Below are 20054 nucleotides of genomic sequence, written 5' to 3'. Positions count from 1 at the left end.
GTTACTGCGCCGGGGCCTGCTGCGGCTGCGGCGGCTGCGGCGCGGGGGCCTGGGCCGGAGCCTGCGAACCGAACTTCACCGCCGGCGGCTGCGAGATCTGCGCTTCGTTCTCCACCGTGAAGTTCGGCTTTTCCTTGTAGCCGAAGATCTTGGCGGTGATCAGCTGCGGGAACGACAGGATGTAGGTGTTGTAGTCCTGCACCTGCTGGATGTAGCGGCCACGGGCCACGGTGATGCGGTTCTCGGTGCCTTCCAGCTGCGCCTGCAGGTCGCGGAAGCCCTGGTCGGACTTCAGGTTCGGGTAGTTCTCGGTGACCACCAGCAGCCGCGACAGCGCGCCGCTCAATTCACCCTGCGCCTGCTGGAACTGCTTGAGCGATTCGGCATCGTCGGCGTTGACGTTGACCTGGCCGACCCGGGCGCGGGCATTGGTGACGTCGGTGAGCACCTGGCGTTCCTGGTTGGCATAGCCTTCCACGGTCTGCACCAGATTGGGAATCAGGTCGGCGCGGCGCTTGTACTGGTTGAGCACCTCGGCCCAGCCGGCCTTGACCTGCTGGTCCTTCTGCTGGATCGAGTTGTAACCGCAACCAGACAACAGGCTGGCCAGCAGGGCCAGCAACAACAGTCGGGTGGACATACGCATGGCCGGCTCCGGATCGGGGTGGTCGGGAGCTGGAGAGTGCCATGAATAGGGGTTAATACCCCGTAACGGCGCGGGGCCGACCCAAAGGCCGGCCCCGCATTCCCGGACGGCTGCCGACAACGCGTCGGCTCACCCCCCGGTAGGTACCGACCGTTGGTCGGTACATGGCTTTACCAATTACCCGCACCCGGCACATGGTGCGCCAGCGCGCGGCGGCGCATCAGCAGGTTCAGCCATTCCACCAGCACCGAGAAGCCCATGGCCGAGTAGATGTAGGGCTTGGGCACGTGCACGCCCAGGCCGTCCAGGATCAGCACGGCACCGATCAGCAGGATGAAGGCCAGGGCCAGCATCTTCACGGTCGGGTTGGCGTCGATGAAGCGACCCAGCGGATTGGCCGCCAGCAGCATGACCGCCACCGACAGCAGGATCGCCGCCACCATCACCGGCACATGGTCGGCGATGCCGACGGCGGTGATCACCGAGTCCAGCGAGAACACGATGTCGATGATGGCGATCTGCGCAATCACCATGCCGAACACGGCCGAGGCCTTGGTGGTGGTGGGATCCTCGTCTTCGCCGCCGGTGATCAGCTCGCGGATTTCCATGCTGCCCTTGATGATCAGGAACAGGCCGCCGAGGATCAGCACCAGGTCGCGGATGGAAATGCCCACGCCGGCCACAGTGAACAGGTTGGCTTCCATGTGCGCCAGGTAGGCCAGCGACACCAGCAGCAGGATGCGGGTGATGCAGGCCACGGCGATGCCGAGCTTGCGCGCGAACGGGCGGCGCGCTTCGGGCAGCTTGCTCACGGCGATGGAGATGAACACCAGGTTGTCGATGCCCAGCACGATCTCGAGCGCGCTCAGGGTCAGCAGGGTCAACCAGACATTGGGATCGGACAGCAGCTCAAGCAACATGGATACATCCTTACAGGGGGGAATGGCGCGCGATGCGCGTCAGAAAATTCGCGGGGCCAGGACCAGGCCCCAGCACAGCAGCACGTTCATCATCAGCACGAACACCGCCGCCGAGCCCATGTCCTTGGCGCGGCCGGCCAGCTCGTGGAACTCCGGGCCGTAGCGTTCGATCACGGCTTCGATAGCCGAGTTGGCCAGCTCCATGGCCAGCACCAGCAGCATCGAACCGATCATGAGCGCCCGCTCGACCGGGCTCTGGCCCAGCCACAGCGCCAGCGGGGCCAGCACGATCAGCAGGTAGACCTCGAGCCGGAACGAAGACTCGTGCAGCCAGGCGGCCCGCAGGCCCTGCCAGGACCACACCGCGGCCTTGAAGATGCGCTTGGGGCCGCGCGGCATGTGCCCGATTTCATCAGCCACGCAGGGACACCCCACGGCGGAAACGGGGGCAGGACGGCAGATGCGGGGCACGACAACGGGTCATGGGCAGCGCGCTAAGCGGTTGAGAATGGGGCATTTTGCCACAAGGGGCACGCGCCGGCCCGGCGCCGGGGGCGGCGGCCCGGCCTAGAATGGCCGGACGCACTACAGGAGTCCCGCATGTCCCAGCGTTTCACCCGCCCCCTGCTGCTCGCCCTGGCGCTGACCGCCAGCCTGCCCGCCCTGGCCCTGAAGCAGCACCCGGTGCCGCCCCCGCCGCAGGTCCCCGCACAGGTCTCGAACGTGGCCTGGGCAGGCGACATGGCCGCCTTCGCCAGCGCCGACGCAGCCACGCCGCCACCGCGCGGGGGCATCGAGTTCATCGGCAGTTCGTCGATCCGCATGTGGGACACGCTGGCGGCCGATTTCCCGGGCCAGAAGGTCTTCAACCGTGGCTTCGGCGGTTCAGAGGTGCGCGACAGCACCTACTACGCCGACCAGATCGTGATTCCGTACGCGCCGTGCAAAGTGTTCTTCTACGCCGGCGACAACGACCTCAACAGCGGCCGCACACCCGCGCAGGTACGCGACGATGTGGTGGCCTTCGTGCACCGGGTACACCGCGACCTGCCGAAGACGACGGTGGAAGTGATATCGATCAAGCCCAGCCCATCGCGCGCGCAGCTGCTGCCGGCGGTGCAGGAGGCCAACGGGTTGATCCAGCAGGCCCTGGCCAAGCTACCCAACACGGGCTACACCGACATCTACACCCCGATGCTCGGCGAAGACGGCCAGCCGCGCACGTCACTGTTCCGCGAGGACATGCTGCACATGAAGCCGGAAGGATATGCAATCTGGCGCAAGGCGTTGGCGCCTAAGGTGCAGTGTGGTGCGGTGAAGCGATAACAGCGCGCGTTGTTTGAGGTCATGCGTTAAAGGGCCGATCAGCAGAGTCGGCAGTCGTTCGGGAACCGACCCTACCGTCTAGCGGCCAACCGTCGAGGGGAGTGGCGGTGGTGGGTTTGCGGGGGTATGAGCCGCATGGATGCGGCGACTAAGCCCCCATGGATGGGTTCACGGCGTCCCCCGCGGGCCCACCGCCGGCACTCACCTGTGAGCAGGCAACTGAAAAGCCGGCGCTCTTCGCTTCGGCTTTCCGATGCTTCGGCGTTTCGGCGTTTCGTTGGGTCAGCGATAGATGATCGTCGCCTGTGTCCCCACCCCGGGTTCGCTGTTGAGCGCGATCTTCCAGCCGAAGCGGTCGCACAGGCGGCGCACGATCGACAGGCCCAGTCCGGTGCCCTGCGGGCGGCTGGGTTCGGCGCGGTAGAACGGTTCGAACGCGCGCGAGAGCGCCTCGGCCGACATCCCGATGCCGGTGTCGCGCACCACCACCCGGTCGTCCAGCACATCCACGTCGATGCGGCCTTCGTCGGTGTAACTGCAGGCGTTGCGCAGCAGATTGCTGACCACCACCTGCAGCACCCGGGGCGGCGCGTGCAGCTGCACCGGTGCGTCGCTGTGCAGGTGAATCTCAACCGGGCGGCCGGCCAGCAGCTCGCGCGCATTGTCCACCTCGTAGCGCACGATCTCGCTGACATCGAACAACTCAATCTGCGGCTCCACGTCCGCTTCGCGCGCCAGGATCAGGAACGCATCGATCACCGCCTCCATGTCCCGGCCTGCACGTTGGATGCGGTCCAGGCCGCGGCGCAGGCGCGGCGTCATGTCCTGGTCGCCCAGCGCCATGTCACTGGCCACCCGGATCACCGTCAACGGCGTGCGCAGCTCGTGGCTCGCATCGCGAGTGAAGTTGCGTTCGCGCGCCACGTGCGCCGTTACCCGCGTGGCCAGCGAATGCAATGCCGCCGCCAGCTGGCGCGTTTCGCCCTGCATGTCGGCCGGCAACTTGTCCGGCGCCAGGTCCGCCGCCTCCGGATGCCCCGGATTCCAGCGCGACACGCGTCGTGCCAGCCAGTTCACCGGCGATACCAGCCGCTTCGAGGCCCGGTACGTGATCCACGACGCGCCGTACACCGCCAGCAGCGTCAACAACACCGGTACGATCCCGAACCAGAACGCCAGCATCTCCGCGCGCGAGCGCAGGAACACCAGATACAGCCGCCCTTCCGGACGCGCATCGACCAGCACCAGCTGATCGTCCGCCTTCAGTTCGTGGAAGCCCGGCGACAGCGTGCGCAGGTTCGCCGGCAGGCTCAGCGCCGACTGCCCGGTTTCCAGCAGATACCCGCGGATGTTGCGTGTATTGGGCGGCGGCTGCACCGGCGAGGCCGCGTGCAGTTCCCAGAAATACGTCGCTTCTTCCTGCAGCGCGCTGCTGACCAGGCTGTGCTTGATCACCAGCGATACCAGCCAGGCGCCCAACAGAATGCCCAGGCTCGCCAGGACGGCCTGCAGGATGAAGACAATGCGGATCTTGCGCGGCAGACCGTGCGGCATTACGAAGTCCAGATCGGGTCGCCGCGATTATAGGAAAGCGCGCCGTTATTCCATCGTGCAAGCAAACACGATGCCCCGGCAAGTGCCGGGGCATCGTGTATATCCGGGCCCGCAAAGGCCCGTGCCGTCGTGCGCCCTGCCGTGCGACGCATCAGGTCATGGGCTGGGCGATATCGGCAATGCGGTAGCCCGCGCTCTGCACGGTGTGCAGCAGCGGACGGTCGAACGGCTTGTCGATGATCTTGCGCAGGTTGTACAGATGGCTGCGCAGCGTGTCCGAGTCCGGCAGGCCATTGCCCCAGATCTCGCGCTCGATTTCCTGGCGGGTCACCACGCGGGGCGATTCGCGCATCAGGATGGTGAGCAGGCGCAGCCCGATCGGCGACAGCTGCAGTTCCGTGCCGGCACGCGTGGCACGCATGCTGACCGGGTCCAGCACCAGGTCGGCGACCTTGAGCACTTCCGAGCCTACCTGGCGACGCTCGCGGCGGATCAGCGCGCGCAGGCGGGCTTCCAGCTCCTGGATCGCGAACGGCTTGGTCAGGTAATCGTCGGCGCCGAAGCCCAGCCCGGTGAGCTTGTCATCGAGCGTGTCACGTGCGGTAAGCATCAGCACCGGCGTGGACTTGCGGGCGTCGTTGCGCAGCCGGCGGCAGACTTCGATACCGTCCAGGCGCGGCAGCATGAGGTCCAGCACGACCACGTCGTAGCTGTTCTCCGCCGCCAGCCGGTAACCGTCCAGCCCGTCCTGGGCGTAGTCCACTTCGAACCCGCGGCCTTCCAGGTATTCACCGATCATCTCGGAGATATTGCGGTTGTCTTCGACCACCAGCACCAGGCCGGAGGTTTCCTTTGTCTGACGCATGGGAGTCCCTCTTTCTTCAGCTTTGTGAAACATGCCGGATCGGCGGTGGACGTGGTGTGAAGCCGCTCACAACAGTGGCTTGAGCAGCGGCCAGACGTTGTCCAGCACCCGCGGCTGCCCGGCCGCCGTGGGATGCAGGCCATCGGCCTGCATCAGCCCGGGCTGCAGCGCCACCCCCTCCAGCAGGAACGGCAGCAGCGGCACCTTGTACTGGCTGGCCAGCCCGGCATAGACCTGGCGCAGCCGGTCGCGGTAGGCCGGGCCGTAGTTGGGCGGCACGTCGATGCCCAGCAGCAGCACCTTGGCGCCCGCCTTCTGGCTGGCCACGATCATCTTCTCCAGGTTGCCGCGCAGCTGCACCGGGGTGAGCCCGCGCAATGCATCGTTGCCCCCCAGTTCGATCACCACCACCGACGGGCGGTGCTTGTCCAGCAGGCCCGGCAGCCGGGTCAGCGCGCCGGCGGTGGTCTCGCCGCTGATGCTGGCGTTGATGACCGCCGGTGGCGGCTTGATCTGCTGGCTAACCCGCTGCTGAAGCAGGTTTACCCAGCCTGACGCGGCCGGGATATTGTGGGCTGCACTCAGGCTGTCGCCGACCACCAGCACGGCGTGCCGGGTTTCCTGACCTTTGGCACAGGCCAGTGCGGGCAACAGCAGCAACCCTGCCAGCAGCATCAACGTCTGGGCCGCGCGGCCCACCCACAGTGTTCGGTTCATTGGAGAATCCTCATCGACAGCCTGTCCCCCCGCAGCGCGCCCGTCGCCATCGCCGCCCACAACGTGGGCAAGTCCGCACGTGGCCCGGAGGGTGAAGTCCACATACTGGACAACATTGACATGACCGTCCATGAAGGCGAGAGCGTGGCCATCGTCGGCGCGTCCGGCTCGGGCAAGACCACCCTGCTCGGCCTGCTGGCCGGGCTGGACCTGCCCAGCCGCGGCGACATCGCGCTGGCCGGCGCCACGCTCGGCACGCTGGATGAGGAAGCGCGCGCGCGGCTGCGCGCGCGTGAGGTCGGCTTCGTGTTCCAGAGCTTCCACCTGTTGCCGGCGCTTACCGCCGAGGAAAACATCGCGCTGCCACTGGAACTGGCCGGCCGCGAAGACGCCGCGCGCGTTCGCGAGGTGCTCGAACAGGTCGGGCTGACCCACCGCGCCCGCCACTACCCGCGCCAGCTGTCCGGCGGCGAGCAGCAGCGCGTGGCGCTGGCGCGTGCGTTCGTGGCGCGGCCGCGCATCCTGTTCGCCGACGAGCCCACCGGCAGCCTGGACCAGGCCACCGGCCAGCAGATCAGCGACCTGCTGTTCGCGCTCAATGCCACCAGCGATACCACCCTGGTGCTGGTCACCCACGACCTGCGCCTGGCGCAACGCTGCGAGCGCATCTACCGCCTCGATGGCGGCCGCCTGGTCGACGCCGCTGGAATCCCCGCATGAACGTGGTGCGCCACGCCGCGCGTGCGCTGCGCCGCGAGTTCCTTGCCGGCGACCTGCTGACCGTGTTCGCCGCGCTGGTGCTCGGCGTGGCGGTGATGACCGCCGTGGGCACCCTGGTCAACCGGGTGACGCTGGCGCTGACCGGCAGTGCGGCGGAGATGCTCGGCGGCGACCTCGGCCTGGGCGGCCGCGAGGACGTGCCGCAGGCCTTCGCCGATGAAGCGAAGGCGCGCGGACTGGCCAGCACGCGCATGGTCAGCTTCCCCAGCGTGCTGTTCCACGGCGATGACAGCCAGATGGCCAACATCAAGGCGGTGGGCGCCGGCTACCCGCTGCGCGGCGAGCTGCGCGTGGCCCGCAGCCTGGGCGGCGGCGCCAGCGAGGCGGCCGGCACGCCGGCCGTGGGCGAGGCCTATGCCGACCCGCGGCTGATGCAGGCGCTGGGGCTGAAGGTTGGCGATGCACTCGAATTCGGTGCCGGTACGCTCACCGTCACCCGCGTGCTGCAGGCCGAACCGGACACTTCGGGCGAGCTGATGCAGCTCTCGCCGCCGCTGCTGGTCAACCGCGCCGATGTCGATCGCGCCGGCCTGCTGGGCCCCGGCAGCCGCGCCTCCTACCGGATGATGTTCGCCGGCGACGCCGACGCCGTCGCCGACTTCCGCGGCTGGCTGCAGCCGCGCGCGAAGGGGCTGCGGATTGTCGGCATCGCCGACGCCCAGCGCGGCGTGCGCGGCGCCTTCGACCTGGCCGGCCGCTTCCTGTCGCTGGCGGCGCTGCTGGCGGTGCTGCTGGCCGGCGTGGCCACCGCGCTGGCGGCCAACCGTTTCGCCCTGCGCCGCATCGACCAGGTGGCCGTGCTGCGCTGCCTGGGCGCGCGCCAGCGCGACATCCTCAGCGCGATGGCGCTGCAGCTGGTGCTGCTGGCCGTGCCGGCCTGCCTGGTCGGCATCGGGCTGGGCATGGCCGCGCAGGCCGGCCTGGTGCAGGCACTCGGCGGGCTGATCCCCAACCGGCTGCCGTTGCCGCAGGCCACCCCCGCGCTGAGCGGCGCCGGCATCGGCCTGGTGCTGCTGCTCGGCTTCGGCCTGCCGCCGCTGCTGCGGCTGCGCAAGGTGCCGCCGATGCGGGTGCTCAACCGCAGCTTCGCCACGCTGCCGCCCAGTTCGCTGCTGGTCTATGCGGCGGCGCTGGCGGCCACCGTGGCGCTGACCGTGCAGGCCACCGGCGATGTGCGGCTGGCGGCGTGGGTGCTGGGCGGCCTGGCCGCGCTGGCGCTGCTGGCCGGCGCCGCCGGGGCGGCCCTGCTGTGGCTGCTGCGCGGCCTGCAGCCGCGCCTGCGCGGGCGCTGGAAACTGGGGCTGGCCGCGCTGACCCGGCGTCGTGGGCTGGCGGTGATGCAGCTGGTGGGGCTGTCGCTGTCGCTGTGCGCGTTGCTGCTGCTGTCCGTCATCGGCCCGGGGCTGCTGGCGCAGTGGCGCGACCGCCTGCCCAGCGACACCCCGAACTATTTCCTGATGAACATCCAGCCCGAGCAGCGGCAGGCGGTGCTGGCCGCGCTTGGGAAACTGGGCGTGGCCTCGCCCGGGATCGAGCCGTTCAGTACCGGGCGCCTGTTGGCAGTGAACGACAAGCCACCGCAGCGGCAGTCGCGTGAGGACAACAGCAACGACGATGACGACGCCAACCGCCCGGTCAACTTCTCCTGGCGGCATGACTTCCCGCCGGCCAATACCCTGCTCAGCGGCACGTATTGGGCAGCGGGCAGCACGGCACCCGAAGCCTCCATCGAACAGGGCTGGGCCGAACGCTACGGCATGCAGCTGGGCGACACGGTGACCCTGCAGATGGGCGAACAGGAGCGGCGCTTCACCGTGACCAGCATCCGCAAGGCTGACTGGGACTCGTTCCGGGTCAACTTCTTCCTGCTGCTCAACGAGGGCGCGGTGGGCGATGCGCCGTACAACCTGATCACCGCCTTCCACCTGCCGCGCGCGCAGGCGCCGGCGCTGGCTGGGCTGACCCGGGAATACCCGAACATCTCGCTGCTGGACATCGACAGCATCCTGCAGCGGGTGCGTGAGGTGGTCGACCGGGTGACCCAGGCGGTGCAGCTGGTGATGGGCTTCAGCCTGCTGGCAGGCGTGCTGGTGCTGCTGGCGGCGCTGCAGGCCACGGCCGGCGAGCGCCGCTACGACAGCGCGGTGCTGCGCACGCTGGGCGCCACCCGCACCCAGCTGCGTGGCGCGGTGCTGGTGGAATTCGGGGCGTTGGGGCTGTTGTCGGCGCTGCTGGCGGTGGGCACGGCCGCCTTGCTGGGCAGCGTGGTGGCCCGGCAGGTGTTCGAGCTGCAGCTCAGCCCGCCCTGGGGTCCGCTGCTGGTCGGTGGCGCGCTGGGCGTGGCGCTCAGCATGCTGGCCGGCTGGTGGGGCACGCGACGGATCCTGCATACCCCGCCGGCGTTGGCGTTGCGGGAGGCGTAACCGAGATTGATGACACCGGCATGGGGCGGGCATGGGTATGCTGCCCGCCCCTGCCCTTCGAGATCGCCCGGATGCCCGGCACGTCATTCACCGCCTATCTGTACCCCGTGTTGCTGCTGCTGGGCAGCAACATCTTCATGACCTTCGCCTGGTACGGCCACCTCAAGTACAAGAGCGCACCGTTGATGATGGTGATCCTGGTCAGCTGGGGCATCGCCTTCTTCGAGTACTGCCTGCAGGTGCCGGGTAACCGCCTCGGCAGCGCGGTGTATTCGGCGCCGCAGCTCAAGGGCATGCAGGAAGTCATCACGCTGGTGGTGTTCGCGGTGTTCTCGGCGTTTTACCTGGACCAGCCGCTGAAGTGGAACCACTACGCCGCCTTCGTCCTCATCGTGGTTGCCGCGTTGCTGATGTTCAAAGAATGACAACCGACCGTTGGTCGGTTGGCGTTTCCTTCACCAACGCCACCAGCGCGTCTTCACGCATGCGCTGCTTGATCGGCGAGTCGCCGAAACGCATGGCGGCCAGGTCGGCGCGCAATGCGTCGGCCTGCCCGGCGCTGATGGACTCCGGATCGCGGATCTCGCGCAGGGTGACCCGCGAGCGCCGCTCGGCGATTTCTGCCCGCACCAGAGGCGGCATCGCGGCGTTCAACGCCCTGCTGCATTCCGGCGAGCGCACCGCCTGCCGCGCCGCCTCCAGCGAGCCGCGCTGCTCGGGCGGCACATGCAGCCGGAGCACGCCCACCAGCGTGTCCACCCCGCGGGTGTATGTCCCGGACCCACTGTTGCGGTAGTCGTGGAAGTTCTGCCGGCGCAGCTGCCTGGCGGAATGGCCTGCCGTCGCAGGACTCCCGAGCGGATTTGTTGCACGGCTGCGGTGCATGCGATGCAGCCCCTCGCGCAATACGGGGATGTCGCTGGGCATCGCCTCATCCAGCGTTGCCCGAAAGCTGGCCTCGATCGCGCCGTTGCCGAAGCACAGCACCCGCTCGCCGTGGGGCGTCAGGGTGCTGAACATCCTTGACTCGAGGCAGGCCGCGTAGTTGCGACCCAGTGCATTCAGCAGGTCAGCTGGCACCGGCGAACCACGGTTGCAGATATGCTCGATCTGGAAGACGCCGGGCGCTTCAGGCGCTTCAGACGCCGCACGCGCGGCACGCGCGCCCTGAAACGCGGCCACCGCCGCCAGGCCCGCCGTGATGACGTTGGGGATATGCATCGAACGAAGACTCTCGCTACGCAGGAAGCGCAAGTAGTCATCACCTGCGCCCACCCTGCTTTCAAGAATCGCTCACCGCCTTCCGCCGCACCAGAGGCCCGCCACCATGGCAGCGGACCTGCGCGACCGCGCCTCAGCGCGTGGTTTCCACCGGCGCTTTCTCCACCCACTGCTTGAACACCGCATCGATCTGCGCGTCCTTGACCCGCTTGCCGTCCTGGATGTCCTGGGCCTGGGTGAACAGCGGCATGATCATCGCCATGCCATCCAGCTTGGTCTTCAGGTGAACGCCGGGCGCCTGGCCCAGGAAGCCGTTCCAGCGCTGGCGCACCTTGCCCCAGTAGTTGGCCGTGGCGGTCCAGTAGTCGTAGGCCGGCGTGAAGTCGACCTCGGTGGTGCGGTTGTAGTCGTTGAAGCCGAACTCGCGTGCGATCTCCTGCTGGCTGCCATCGGCGCCGCGCAGGATCTTGGTGTTGAACTGTTCGTGGGTCCAGCCGTTCGGCGTCAGCGTGTGGCGGTTGACCACGGCCAGCGCGTTGTAGTCGCTGCGGCGGGTGTACTCGCGACGCGGCAGCGGCCGCCAGCTGAGGTCGCTGGTCCAGGTCGCCACGCCGTTGCGGTAGTCCCACTTGCCGGTGCCGCAATAGCGCGGCGCGTCGCTGACTTCGTAGACACACTGGGTCCACGCGCCGGCGTTGACTGCGGCGTCGATCGGGCGCACCTGCCAGGTCTGGTCGGCGCTGAATTCAAACCGGGTCGGTGCTTCGTACACCCAGTCCTGCCGCCAGTGCTTGGTCACATGGCCGCTCTTGGGGTCCACCAACAGGTGCTGCAGCACGATGCGCGCGGGGCTGTCCTCGACCACGATCACCACTTCGTTGCCACCGGAGCGGACCGCCGGCGCGCGCTCGTAGCCCGGCTTGAGCAGCACGGTCTCGTCGAACGCGAAGTCGACAACGTATTCGCCCTTCATCGCCAGGATGCTGGCGTGGTCGCGTTGCAGGTCGGAGGGCTGGGCGTGTGCGATACCGCTGCTGGCAAGCAGCAGCCACGCGCTGGCTGTCTGGAATTTCATCTACGAAGGTCCCTTCAGGAATGTCGAATGGGGGAAAGGTGGACAAGCGGCACGACGTTCGAATCGTCGATCCACAGCTCGCCATCGGCGCCCTCGACGAGGGCGATGCGGCGCGCGGCGGCGGCACCCAGCGCCGACAGCGACGCCAGGCTGGCGGCCACGCCCTGCCCGTCGCCCACATGCAGGCGCAGCGCACACATCCGCCAGGGCTCGCCGCCCAGCCGGGTGGCCAGCCGCCGCCACAGGCGCTCGGCAACACCGCCCTCGTTGGCCGGTTCCGGGCGTGCCGGGAATGCAGACACGAGGCGATCCCAAGCCAGGAAGTCGCTGTCCGGCAGCAGGTACAGCCGCCAGCAGCAGCGCCCGCGCGCATCGGAGAAGCACAGGCTTTCGCGGATGCCCTCGCTGTCCATGCCCTGGCAGGCGTGCGCGGAGACGGCGTGCTTCCAGCCGCCCAGCTCGCTGCTCTCGGGGCGGTACAGGCACAGCACCGTGCCCAATGCCGCCAGCTGTTCCGGGGAGGGCAGCTGGCCGGGGCGCAGATACCGATCGGTGATTCGCAGTGCGGAAAGGGCTCGGCTCATGATGGCTACCAGCTCACGGCAAGGCTGGCCGACACGTTGCGGCCAGGGTTGGTGTAGCGGTCGATCACCGTGCTGCTGGTGGCCAGCGCGGAGGTGATCGCCGAATAGTCGATGTACGTGCGGTCGCCGAGGTTGAACACGCCGACGTTGAACTTCGCGCCGGGCGCGAACTCCCAGTGCGCCACCAGGTCCAGCACGCCGTAACCGGCGGGCCGGAATGCGGTGGCACTGGCCATGCGGTCCTTGCGCTTGGCGAAGGTGCCGAGCAGCTCCACGCCCCAGGCATCACGATCAAAGGCGATGCCGATCGTGCCGCGCAGCGGATCGATCGATTCCAGCGGCACGTCTTCGGTCTTGTCCTGGCCACGCGACCAGGCCACCGCGCCGTTCAAGGACCAGCCGGCCATTGCGGCGTTGAGCTCGCCGAAGTCGACGCCCGCCTTCAATTCGGCACCGTAGATTTCGGCGTCTGCGATGTTCTGCGACTGGAACACGATCAGCCCCTGCGGGTTGATGCCCACCTGCCGCTGCGACTCGATGAAGTCCTTGTAGTCGTTGTAGTAGCCACTGACACTCACATAGGCGGCCGGGGTGAGGAAGCGCACGCCCAGCTCCACGCCATCGCTGGTTTCCGGCTTGAGGTCCGGATTGGGAATGGCGGTGTAGCCGAACATCACGTTGGTGAAGCCCAGGTTGACATCGTTGTACGGCGGCGAGCGGAAGCCGTGCGAGTAGCCGGCAAACAGCGACCAGTCATCGGCGAAGCGCCACACCATGCCCAGCTTCGGCGACACGCTGGTCTTGGTCAGGTCGGACACCGGCATGCCCGGGTTGTCGGCGGCGAAGATCGCATCGACATCCGGGCGCAGTTCGTAATGGTCCACGCGTACGCCCGGCACCAGCGAGAAGCGGCCGTCGGCGAAGCGCATTTCGTCCTGCGCATACAGGCCCAGCTCGGTGGTCTTGCTGATCGGGAAATCACGCACCGGGAACGCGTCGGGCAGGATCGTTGTGCTGGTCTGGCCGTTGGCCAGCACCTGGTAGCCGTCGCGCTTCTGGCGCGTCTCGGTCCAGGCGCCATCGAACCCGTAGGTCAGCGCATGCTCGACCGCGCCGCTCTGCAGCGCCTTGTGGAACACCGCCTGCAGGCCGTACACGCGCTGGTCGAAGTTGAACTCGCGGTGCCGTCGGGTGCGGTTGGCACGCTGCTCATCGGTGCGCTGGGTGGTCTCGCTGTCCTGGCGGTACAGCTGCCAGGACAGGCTGTCGGCGAAGCCGGCGGCCAGGGTGTCCATCTCGTGCGCGAACGACACCCGCGCCCGGGTCTGGTGGTCGCGCGCCTGCATGCCGGTGGTGGTGGTGTGGTCGATGGCCGACAGCACGTCGGTGTCCACGCTGTCTTCGTTGCCTTCCACCGTCAGGCGGAAGCGCTGGTCCTCGCTGGGCGCATAGACCAGCTTGCTGAGCACGCTGCGGCCATCGCGGTCCTGCGGGTTGGCGGCGGTGCGGGTGCGGTCGTTGCTGCGCACATCGCCCATGCTCTCGGTTTCCTGGCCCTGGCGATGGTTGACGTTCACCATGCCACTCCAATGGTCGCCGCCGAAGGCGGTGGTGGCGCTGCCGAGCAGGCCCTTCCATTCGCCGTCGTAGCCAAACTTCAGCCCGACGTAGCTGTTCTTGCCGTCCTTCAGGTAATCGGCCGGATCCTTGGTGACGAAGGCCACCACGCCGCCCAGTGCGTCGGACCCGTACAGGGCGCTGGCCGGGCCGCGCACGATCTCGACCCGCTTGAGCGTTTCCAGGTCGGTGAAGTTGCGGTTGGCGTCGGAGAAGCTGCCAATGCTGAACGCCTTGGGCATGGCGATGCCGTCGGTCTGGACCAGCACGCGGTTGCCGTCCAGGCCGCGGATGCGGAATCCGCCCAGGCCGAAACGGGCCGGGCTGCTGGTCACCGAGATGCCGGGCTCGTAGCGGACCAGGTCCTTGATGTTGCGGACCAGGTGGTCGTCCAGCTGCTCACGGTCGATCACATCGACGGTGGCAGCCACGTCGCTGAGCGCGCGTTCGGTGCGGGTCGCGGTGACCTGCACGCGGTCGAAGTCGCGCGCGCCGGCGGCATCGGGCGTGGCGGGGGCAGCGGCGTGGGCGGCCAGTGGCAGCGCCAGACAGACGGAAAAACCGTAGCGCCGGCCTCTGGCCGGCAGAGCAGAAAAACGCATCATGGTGGTTGGCAGAGTCGGCTTTACGCGGAAGGAGACCCCCGACCGACGCCCGGGACCGGAGGTCGCAGGCGAAGCGTCGAGGGGGAGAGAGCGGTGAGGACAACGACGGGCCAGGAGGGGCGTTTCGCGCGGCCGCGCGAGCGGCGCCCCGTGGGGGAGGCGGGCCGTTATTTGGTCAGGATCAGCTTGTCGTTGCTGGTGTGGCGCAGGCGATAGAAGCGGTCGCCATGCTGGATCAAAATTTCGCGGCGGCCCTTGAGCAGGGCTTCGCTATCGATCACTTCTTCGGCCGGGACCGCACGGACCGGGCGGTCGCGGAGGGTCAGCGTTTCGGGGCGCAGCAGTACAGCAGCTTGAGTGTTCATCGTCTGGACTCGTGCGAGGGACGACTTAGATGATAATGATTCTCAGTTGACAATCAACAACCATTCTCATTTTGATTGATGGGATTGATGATTGATTTCTGAATTTCGATTGATACCATCAATCGTAGAGCCACCCCATGGGTGGCTTCGGGGTAGCCGGGTCAAGCGCAGCCACCCATGGGGTGGCTCTACGTTGAGCGGTCGGCATGGCGTGTCGGTACCCGCGTGTTCGGAGACCGCTTGGGACACGCACGGCGTGTCTCTACCCGAAGATCGCCTCTACCTTCGCCCAGCCGGCGGCGTCCACCTGCTCCAGCACGTCCAGGGCGCCCAGGTTCTCCTCCAGCTGGGCCACCCGGCTGGCGCCGAGGATCACGCTGGACACGTTCGGGTTGCGCAGGCACCAGGCGATCGCCAGCTGCGCCGGCGACTGGCCCAGCTCGGCGGCCACGGCCGTATAGCGGCGCACGCGGTCCAGCCGCTGCTCGGCCGCCTCGCCCAGCACCAGGTCCTTCAGCCAGCCCATCTGGCTCTGGCCCAGGCGCGAGTCCGGGTCGAAACCGCTGTTGTACTTGCCGCTCAACAGGCCGGAGGCCAGCGGCGAGAAGATCGTGGTGCCCAGGCCCGGGTCGGCGTAGAGCGGCGCGTACTCGCGCTCCACCCGGTCGCGATGCAGCAGGTTGTATTGCGGCTGCTCCATGGAAGGGAGGTGCAGGTTGCGGGCGCGGGCGACCTCGACCGCCTCCTGAATCTGCGCGGCCGACCATTCCGAGGTGCCCCAGTACAACACCTTGCCCTGCCGGATCAGCGTGTCCATGGCCTGCACGGTCTCGGCGATGGGGGTGTCCGGGTCCGGCCGGTGGCAGTAGTACAGATCCAGGTAATCCACCCGCAGGCGCTTGAGCGCGGCGTGGCAGGCGTCGGTCACATGCTTGCGCGACAGCCCGTGCTGGGTGGGCCGCGGGTCGTCCACGGCGCCGAAGAACACCTTGCTGGACACGCACACCCCGTCGCGCGGCAGCCGCAGGTCGGCGATCACATCGCCCATCACCTGCTCGGCGCGGCCCCGGGCGTAGCCCTCGGCGTTGTCGAAGAAGTTGATCCCATGGTCCCAGGCGCAGGCGACCAGGTTGCGGGCCTCGTCGCGGCTGATCTGGTCGCCAAAGGTGACCCAGGCCCCGAAGGACAGGGCCGACAGCTTCAGGCCGGTGGAGCCCAGGCGGCGGTAGTGCATGCGTTTCTCCTGCTGGATGGCCGCGCCAGAACAGCGGCGGGCGGCCGGAATGAGTCGCATCAGTGTATCTCCCGGAGGCCCCGAACCCTTATGGATCCTTGCCGAATCGCGGCCGTTCGCTCCCGGACGCCGCTTTTTCTTGCCCCGCCCCTGCCGCTGCTCTAGGCTTCCCGTTTTTCGCGGCGCCCTAAGGGAAGTCTCATGGTCGAAGGTTTGGGCAGGATCGGCTTCGGCCTGTTCGGGTTGGCAGTGCTGATCGGCATCGCCTGGTTGTTCTCGAACAACAAGCGTTCGGTTGACTGGCGGCTGGTGCTGACCGGCATCACCCTGCAGATCGCCTTCGCGGCGGTGGTGCTGTTGATGCCCGGCGGGCGCGAGGCGTTCTCGCTGCTCGGCGACGGCTTCGTCAAGGTGCTCAGCTTCGTCAATGAAGGCTCGCGCTTCATTTTCGGCAGCCTGATGGACACCAATAAATTCGGGTTCATCTTCGCCTTCCAGGTGCTGCCGACGATCATCTTCTTCTCGGCGCTGATGGGGGTCATGTACCACCTCAACGTGATGCAGTGGATCGTGCGCGCCATGGCCTGGGCCATCACCAAGGTGATGCGCGTGTCCGGTGCGGAAACCACCAGCGTCTGCGCCAGTGTGTTCATCGGGCAGACCGAGGCGCCGCTGACCGTGCGCCCGTACATCGCCAAGATGACCCAGTCCGAGCTGATCACCATGATGATCGGCGGCATGGCGCACATCGCCGGCGGCGTGCTGGCCGCGTACGTGGGCATGCTGGGCGGCAACGACCCGGTACAGCAGGCCTTCTACGCCAAGCACCTGCTGGCTGCCAGCATCATGGCCGCGCCGGCCACCCTGGTGGTCGCCAAGCTGCTCGTGCCCGAGACCGGCACCCCGCTGACCCGCGGCACCGTGAAGATGGAAGTGGAGAAGACCTCCAGCAACATCATCGACGCGGCCGCCGCCGGCGCCGGCGACGGCCTCAAGCTGGCCCTGAACATCGGCGCCATGCTGCTGGCCTTCATCGCCCTGATCGCCCTGCTCAACGCCCCGCTGACCTGGCTGGGCGAAGTGAGCGGCCTGCAGGCCATGATCGGCCGCCCGACCGACCTGTCGACCATCTTCGGCTATCTGCTGGCCCCGATCGCCTGGGTGATCGGCACCCCGTGGGCCGATGCCACCACGGTGGGCTCGCTGATCGGCCAGAAGGTGGTCATCAACGAGTTCGTGGCGTACTCCAAGCTGTCGGAAATCGTCAACGGCCAGGTCCCCGGCGTGTCGCTGTCGGCTGAAGGCCGCCTGATCGCCACGTACGCCCTGTGCGGTTTCGCCAATTTCAGCTCGATCGCCATCCAGATCGGTGGTATTGGTGGGCTGGCTCCGGAGCGCCGCCACGACCTGGCCAAGTTCGGCCTGCGCGCGGTGCTCGGCGGTACCATCGCCACCTTCATGACGGCGACCATCGCCGGCGTGCTGACGCATTTCAGCTGATATCCGTTCCCTGAGAAACAGTCTTTATGAGTAGCAGTGTCGTCGTAGTCGGTTCCTTCAATGTGGATCATGTGTGGCGTTGCGAATCGCTCCCGGCCCCGGGTGCGACCATCGCCGGCCGCTACAGCACCGGCCCCGGCGGCAAGGGTTTCAACCAGGCCGTGGCCGCCTGCCGCGCCGGTGCCCCGACCACGTTCCTGTGCGCGCTGGGCGATGACCCCGGCGGTGCGATGGCGCGTGGCCTGGCCGAGCAGGACGGGTTCACCGTGAGCGCGGAAGCCAGCACCGAGCCCACCGGCACGGGCGGCATCTACGTGGACAGCCGCGGCCGCAACACCATCGTGATCGGCCCGGGCGCCAACGCCGCGCTCAGCACCGCCTACGTCGAACAGCAGCGCGCGCTGCTGAGCGGCGCCAAGGTCGTGCTGGCCCAGCTCGAGTCCCCGGTCGAAACCATCGAAGCGGCCCTGGCCATCGCCCGTGAGGCTGGTGCCACCACCGTGCTCAACGCCGCACCGGCCGACGCCCCGTCCAGCATCGGCCTGCTCAAGCTGGCCGACGTGCTGACCCCGAACGAGACCGAGTTCGCCGCCCTGCTCGGCCGCCATGTCGGCGAACGCGTGGACGCCGACGACGTCGCCGCCCTCGACGGCGCCAGCCTGCACGCCCTGTGCCGCAAGCTGGTCGGCAACGGCACCGTGGTCGTCACCCTCGGTGCGGTCGGCGTGTTCGTCTCGCACGCCGAAGAGAACCTGCGTGGCGACACCCAGCCGTATTACCGCGTGGGTGCCGAACAGGTGCAGGTGGTCGACACCACCGGTGCCGGCGACGCCTTCAACGGCGCCCTGGTCGCCTCGCTCGCGCAGGACCCGGACGCCGCCTTCTCGCGCCACGTTCGCTTCGCCAACCAGTTCGCCGGCCGTTCCACCGAGAAGGAAGGCGCCGCCGTGGCGATGCCGCACTTCACCCCGGCCGACGTCGAAAGCAAGTAAGCGTCACCGTTGCGGATACCGGGAGAGGCCAGCGTTCGCGCTGGCCTCTTCATTTCCATCGCGTGACCCACAGCGCCAGCGCGCCGAGCAGCAGGCCGGCAAGCACATCCAGCAGATCATGCTGCCAGGTGGTCACGGTCGACAGCAGGATCAGGCCGCAGCTGGCATGCCACAGCCAGCGCAATGCCGCCGCACCCGCCTGCAACGCGTTCCGCCATGCCTGCCACACCAGCACCAGTACGGCGGCGTGCAGCGACGGCGCCATGTTGAACGGCGCTTCGAATGCCCGCAGTTGCGCGAACAACAGCCCACTCGCGCCTTCCGGCTGTGGCAGCACACGAACATTGCCGGTCGGCCAGCACACGAAGGCAAGCATGCACACGGCCTGCACCAATGCGATGGCGAGCGCATGGCGGCGCAATGCCGACCGGGTCGGGCAGAGGAAGAACGTCAGCGGGTAAAGCAGGTTCAGCGCCAGGTAGGGCCAGATCGTCCATGCCCAGAACGGGATCGCATCGTCCCAACGACCGTGCAGGCTGTAGGTGTGGGCCTGGCCTGCGGCCCAGTGGTTGGTCCAGCTGTAGCCATGGATGAACATCGCGCCGAGCAGCAGCATCCACACGATGGCCTCGCGCCACGGGGGCGGAGGAACCGGAGCGTTGGGAAGGGGCGGCATGGGCACGCGCGCACCGTAGCAGAACTTGGCGGGCCTGTTTGTCGCTATTCTTGCGCATCGGCGGAGGCACGGACGGTACGCAGTGGCAGCAGGCAGTCAGAACGATTCGGGCACGCAGACCGGTCACGCCGGCTGGACACGCAATCCGGCCTGGGCCCTGTTCTCGCAGACCCAGGCGCAGCGCCAACTGCTGCTGGTATCCGGCGGCGCCGACGAACTGTATGTCGTCGATGAGGCCGATACGCCGACGATCATCGAACGGATCCTCGGTCACTGGCAGGACGACACCCTGGCGGTATTGCAGGACGATGCCGAGTGCGGCCCGGCCGTCCGTCAGTTGATCCGCCTGGGCGTGCTGGCGCCTGCGCCGGCCGTGCGCAGGGTTCGACGCTACGCACTGGATTGGCTCGGCGAACCGCTGCCCGGACTGGCCGACGCCTTCGACCGGCACGGCAGCGCGGAGCTGCAGCGCGTGGAGATCACCGCCGATCCGGACCTGCTGGTCCTGGTCCGGCATGGACTCGGCTGGGAAGCCGCCCTGGCGCGTTACCGCGCGCAGATGCCAACCCAACCGCACCTGCTGCTCGACCTCAGCTATCACCACACGCTCGCGCTCGGCCCCTACGTGGTGCCCGGCCAGAGCGCCTGTGTGTACTGCCTGGGCAACCGGGTGATACGTCGCTGGGGCGAAGCCCCGCTGCCGGCGCTCCCGGCAGTGGCCGCGCACCCGGCACGGATCGCGGCGCTGGTCGCACCGTTGCTGGACCAGCCACAGCTGTTGCTGGGTTATCTCGAGCGCAGCGTCTGGCTCGACCTGCACCGCCTGCATGGCGAGCGCGACCGCGTGCTGCGGCTGCCGTGGTGCCCCGCCTGCCAGGGTGGCGAGACGTGGCTGCCGGCACCGCTGTCGTTGCCTTGGTGCGCCGAGCTCCCGTGATAATGTGCCGCATGCAC

General features: G+C 67.9%; 20 protein-coding genes. 7 read left to right on the top strand and 13 right to left on the bottom strand.

Going from position 1 to position 20054, the window contains the following annotated elements:
• Window position 1: 1 nt before the first annotated feature.
• The 3 genes from ACOZHM_RS16720 to ACOZHM_RS16710 all read right to left on the bottom strand — a co-directional run bounded on the left by ACOZHM_RS16720 (window position 2) and on the right by ACOZHM_RS16710 (window position 1986).
• On the bottom strand, window positions 2–646 hold the full coding sequence (locus ACOZHM_RS16720; RefSeq protein ID WP_421570441.1) for a LemA family protein: 645 nt from the start codon (window positions 644–646) through the stop codon (window positions 2–4).
• A 170-nt stretch (window positions 647–816) separates the two neighbouring features.
• Complete coding sequence (locus ACOZHM_RS16715) at window positions 817–1566, bottom strand: TerC family protein (protein WP_421570440.1); 750 nt, start codon at window positions 1564–1566, stop codon at window positions 817–819.
• A 39-nt stretch (window positions 1567–1605) separates the two neighbouring features.
• Window positions 1606–1986: a diacylglycerol kinase gene (locus ACOZHM_RS16710; RefSeq protein ID WP_421570439.1), complete on the bottom strand. Its 381-nt coding sequence runs from the start codon at window positions 1984–1986 to the stop codon at window positions 1606–1608.
• Window positions 1987–2166: 180 nt separating this feature from the next.
• Here ACOZHM_RS16710 and ACOZHM_RS16705 point away from each other — a divergent pair, with 180 nt between their 5' ends.
• Complete coding sequence (locus ACOZHM_RS16705; RefSeq protein WP_421570438.1) at window positions 2167–2892, top strand: SGNH/GDSL hydrolase family protein; 726 nt, start codon at window positions 2167–2169, stop codon at window positions 2890–2892.
• Between the two features lie 282 nt (window positions 2893–3174).
• On the opposite strand, the gene ACOZHM_RS16700 is transcribed toward ACOZHM_RS16705, so the two are convergent.
• From ACOZHM_RS16700 to ACOZHM_RS16690, 3 genes are all read right to left on the bottom strand, one after another.
• Window positions 3175–4446 carry a sensor histidine kinase gene (locus ACOZHM_RS16700; protein WP_421570437.1) on the bottom strand — a complete coding sequence of 424 codons (1272 nt, stop codon included), beginning with the start codon at window positions 4444–4446 and terminating at the stop codon, window positions 3175–3177.
• Window positions 4447–4597: 151 nt separating this feature from the next.
• The gene (locus ACOZHM_RS16695; protein ID WP_005408123.1) at window positions 4598–5311 is read right to left on the bottom strand and encodes a response regulator transcription factor; all 714 of its coding nucleotides are present in this window, start codon (window positions 5309–5311) and stop codon (window positions 4598–4600) included.
• A gap of 66 nt (window positions 5312–5377) precedes the next feature.
• On the bottom strand, window positions 5378–6028 hold the full coding sequence (locus tag ACOZHM_RS16690; RefSeq protein ID WP_421570436.1) for an arylesterase: 651 nt from the start codon (window positions 6026–6028) through the stop codon (window positions 5378–5380).
• Window positions 6029–6148: 120 nt separating this feature from the next.
• Here ACOZHM_RS16690 and ACOZHM_RS16685 point away from each other — a divergent pair, with 120 nt between their 5' ends.
• The 3 genes from ACOZHM_RS16685 to ACOZHM_RS16675 all read left to right on the top strand — a co-directional run bounded on the left by ACOZHM_RS16685 (window position 6149) and on the right by ACOZHM_RS16675 (window position 9656).
• Window positions 6149–6748, top strand: a complete 600-nt coding sequence (locus ACOZHM_RS16685; protein ID WP_421570435.1) for an ABC transporter ATP-binding protein — start codon at window positions 6149–6151, stop codon at window positions 6746–6748.
• Window positions 6745–9231, top strand: coding sequence for an ABC transporter permease (locus ACOZHM_RS16680; protein ID WP_421570434.1), 2487 nt, complete (start codon window positions 6745–6747; stop codon window positions 9229–9231). Before ACOZHM_RS16685 ends, ACOZHM_RS16680 begins: the two co-directional genes overlap by 4 nt.
• Window positions 9232–9302: 71 nt before the next feature.
• A complete protein-coding gene (locus ACOZHM_RS16675) occupies window positions 9303–9656 on the top strand; it encodes a DMT family protein (protein WP_421570433.1) in 354 nt (117 codons plus the stop codon).
• Here ACOZHM_RS16675 and ACOZHM_RS16670 read toward each other — a convergent pair.
• The 6 genes from ACOZHM_RS16670 to ACOZHM_RS16645 form a co-directional block, all read right to left on the bottom strand.
• Complete coding sequence (locus ACOZHM_RS16670) at window positions 9646–10452, bottom strand: hypothetical protein (RefSeq protein WP_421570432.1); 807 nt, start codon at window positions 10450–10452, stop codon at window positions 9646–9648. The two genes, ACOZHM_RS16675 and ACOZHM_RS16670, sit on opposite strands and share 11 nt — an antisense overlap.
• Window positions 10453–10585: 133 nt before the next feature.
• Window positions 10586–11527 (bottom strand): DUF6607 family protein, encoded by a 942-nt coding sequence (locus ACOZHM_RS16665; protein ID WP_421570430.1) that lies wholly within the window; start codon window positions 11525–11527, stop codon window positions 10586–10588.
• A 14-nt stretch (window positions 11528–11541) separates the two neighbouring features.
• On the bottom strand, window positions 11542–12111 hold the full coding sequence (locus tag ACOZHM_RS16660; protein WP_421570429.1) for a Hemin transport protein: 570 nt from the start codon (window positions 12109–12111) through the stop codon (window positions 11542–11544).
• Window positions 12112–12116: 5 nt separating this feature from the next.
• Window positions 12117–14333 (bottom strand): TonB-dependent hemoglobin/transferrin/lactoferrin family receptor, encoded by a 2217-nt coding sequence (locus ACOZHM_RS16655; RefSeq protein ID WP_421570428.1) that lies wholly within the window; start codon window positions 14331–14333, stop codon window positions 12117–12119.
• Between the two features lie 167 nt (window positions 14334–14500).
• On the bottom strand, window positions 14501–14698 hold the full coding sequence (gene hemP / locus ACOZHM_RS16650) for a hemin uptake protein HemP (RefSeq protein WP_068849295.1): 198 nt from the start codon (window positions 14696–14698) through the stop codon (window positions 14501–14503).
• Window positions 14699–14960: 262 nt separating this feature from the next.
• Window positions 14961–15932, bottom strand: coding sequence for a potassium channel beta subunit family protein (locus tag ACOZHM_RS16645; RefSeq protein ID WP_421570427.1), 972 nt, complete (start codon window positions 15930–15932; stop codon window positions 14961–14963).
• A 201-nt stretch (window positions 15933–16133) separates the two neighbouring features.
• On the opposite strand from ACOZHM_RS16645, the gene ACOZHM_RS16640 reads away from it, so the two are divergent.
• Complete coding sequence (locus tag ACOZHM_RS16640; protein ID WP_421570426.1) at window positions 16134–17432, top strand: NupC/NupG family nucleoside CNT transporter; 1299 nt, start codon at window positions 16134–16136, stop codon at window positions 17430–17432.
• Window positions 17433–17458: 26 nt separating this feature from the next.
• A complete protein-coding gene (locus tag ACOZHM_RS16635; RefSeq protein WP_421570425.1) occupies window positions 17459–18424 on the top strand; it encodes a ribokinase in 966 nt (321 codons plus the stop codon).
• Window positions 18425–18473: 49 nt separating this feature from the next.
• Here ACOZHM_RS16635 and ACOZHM_RS16630 read toward each other — a convergent pair whose 3' ends face one another.
• Window positions 18474–19100 carry a phosphatase PAP2 family protein gene (locus ACOZHM_RS16630; protein ID WP_421570424.1) on the bottom strand — a complete coding sequence of 209 codons (627 nt, stop codon included), beginning with the start codon at window positions 19098–19100 and terminating at the stop codon, window positions 18474–18476.
• Window positions 19101–19182: 82 nt separating this feature from the next.
• Between ACOZHM_RS16630 and ACOZHM_RS16625 the strand changes: the two genes are divergently transcribed.
• Complete coding sequence (locus ACOZHM_RS16625) at window positions 19183–20037, top strand: hypothetical protein (RefSeq protein ID WP_421570423.1); 855 nt, start codon at window positions 19183–19185, stop codon at window positions 20035–20037.
• The last annotated feature ends 17 nt before the right edge of the window (window positions 20038–20054 follow it).

The organism is Stenotrophomonas sp. PD6 (genome assembly GCF_049199305.1).
GTDB lineage: Bacteria > Pseudomonadota > Gammaproteobacteria > Xanthomonadales > Xanthomonadaceae > Stenotrophomonas.
This window is presented reverse-complemented; position numbering and strand designations above follow the sequence as displayed.

Bases quoted from the DNA above. Each gene is read 5' to 3' on its own strand.
- ACOZHM_RS16635 (WP_421570425.1), top strand. From the start codon at position 17,459: ATGAGTAGCAGTGTCGTCGTAGTCGGTTCCTTCAATGTGGATCATGTG.
- ACOZHM_RS16705 (WP_421570438.1), top strand. From the start codon at position 2,167: ATGTCCCAGCGTTTCACCCGCCCCCTGCTGCTCGCCCTGGCGCTGACC.
- ACOZHM_RS16720 (WP_421570441.1), bottom strand. From the start codon at position 646: ATGCGTATGTCCACCCGACTGTTGTTGCTGGCCCTGCTGGCCAGCCTG.
- ACOZHM_RS16700 (WP_421570437.1), bottom strand. From the start codon at position 4,446: ATGCCGCACGGTCTGCCGCGCAAGATCCGCATTGTCTTCATCCTGCAG.
- ACOZHM_RS16645 (WP_421570427.1), bottom strand. From the start codon at position 15,932: ATGCACTACCGCCGCCTGGGCTCCACCGGCCTGAAGCTGTCGGCCCTG.
- ACOZHM_RS16685 (WP_421570435.1), top strand. From the start codon at position 6,149: ATGACCGTCCATGAAGGCGAGAGCGTGGCCATCGTCGGCGCGTCCGGC.
- ACOZHM_RS16660 (WP_421570429.1), bottom strand. From the start codon at position 12,111: ATGAGCCGAGCCCTTTCCGCACTGCGAATCACCGATCGGTATCTGCGC.
- ACOZHM_RS16715 (WP_421570440.1), bottom strand. From the start codon at position 1,566: ATGTTGCTTGAGCTGCTGTCCGATCCCAATGTCTGGTTGACCCTGCTG.
- ACOZHM_RS16680 (WP_421570434.1), top strand. From the start codon at position 6,745: ATGAACGTGGTGCGCCACGCCGCGCGTGCGCTGCGCCGCGAGTTCCTT.
- ACOZHM_RS16655 (WP_421570428.1), bottom strand. From the start codon at position 14,333: ATGATGCGTTTTTCTGCTCTGCCGGCCAGAGGCCGGCGCTACGGTTTT.
- ACOZHM_RS16670 (WP_421570432.1), bottom strand. From the start codon at position 10,452: ATGCATATCCCCAACGTCATCACGGCGGGCCTGGCGGCGGTGGCCGCG.
- ACOZHM_RS16675 (WP_421570433.1), top strand. From the start codon at position 9,303: ATGCCCGGCACGTCATTCACCGCCTATCTGTACCCCGTGTTGCTGCTG.
- ACOZHM_RS16690 (WP_421570436.1), bottom strand. From the start codon at position 6,028: ATGAACCGAACACTGTGGGTGGGCCGCGCGGCCCAGACGTTGATGCTG.
- ACOZHM_RS16640 (WP_421570426.1), top strand. From the start codon at position 16,134: ATGGTCGAAGGTTTGGGCAGGATCGGCTTCGGCCTGTTCGGGTTGGCA.
- hemP (WP_068849295.1), bottom strand. From the start codon at position 14,698: ATGAACACTCAAGCTGCTGTACTGCTGCGCCCCGAAACGCTGACCCTC.
- ACOZHM_RS16695 (WP_005408123.1), bottom strand. From the start codon at position 5,311: ATGCGTCAGACAAAGGAAACCTCCGGCCTGGTGCTGGTGGTCGAAGAC.
- ACOZHM_RS16630 (WP_421570424.1), bottom strand. From the start codon at position 19,100: ATGCCGCCCCTTCCCAACGCTCCGGTTCCTCCGCCCCCGTGGCGCGAG.
- ACOZHM_RS16665 (WP_421570430.1), bottom strand. From the start codon at position 11,527: ATGAAATTCCAGACAGCCAGCGCGTGGCTGCTGCTTGCCAGCAGCGGT.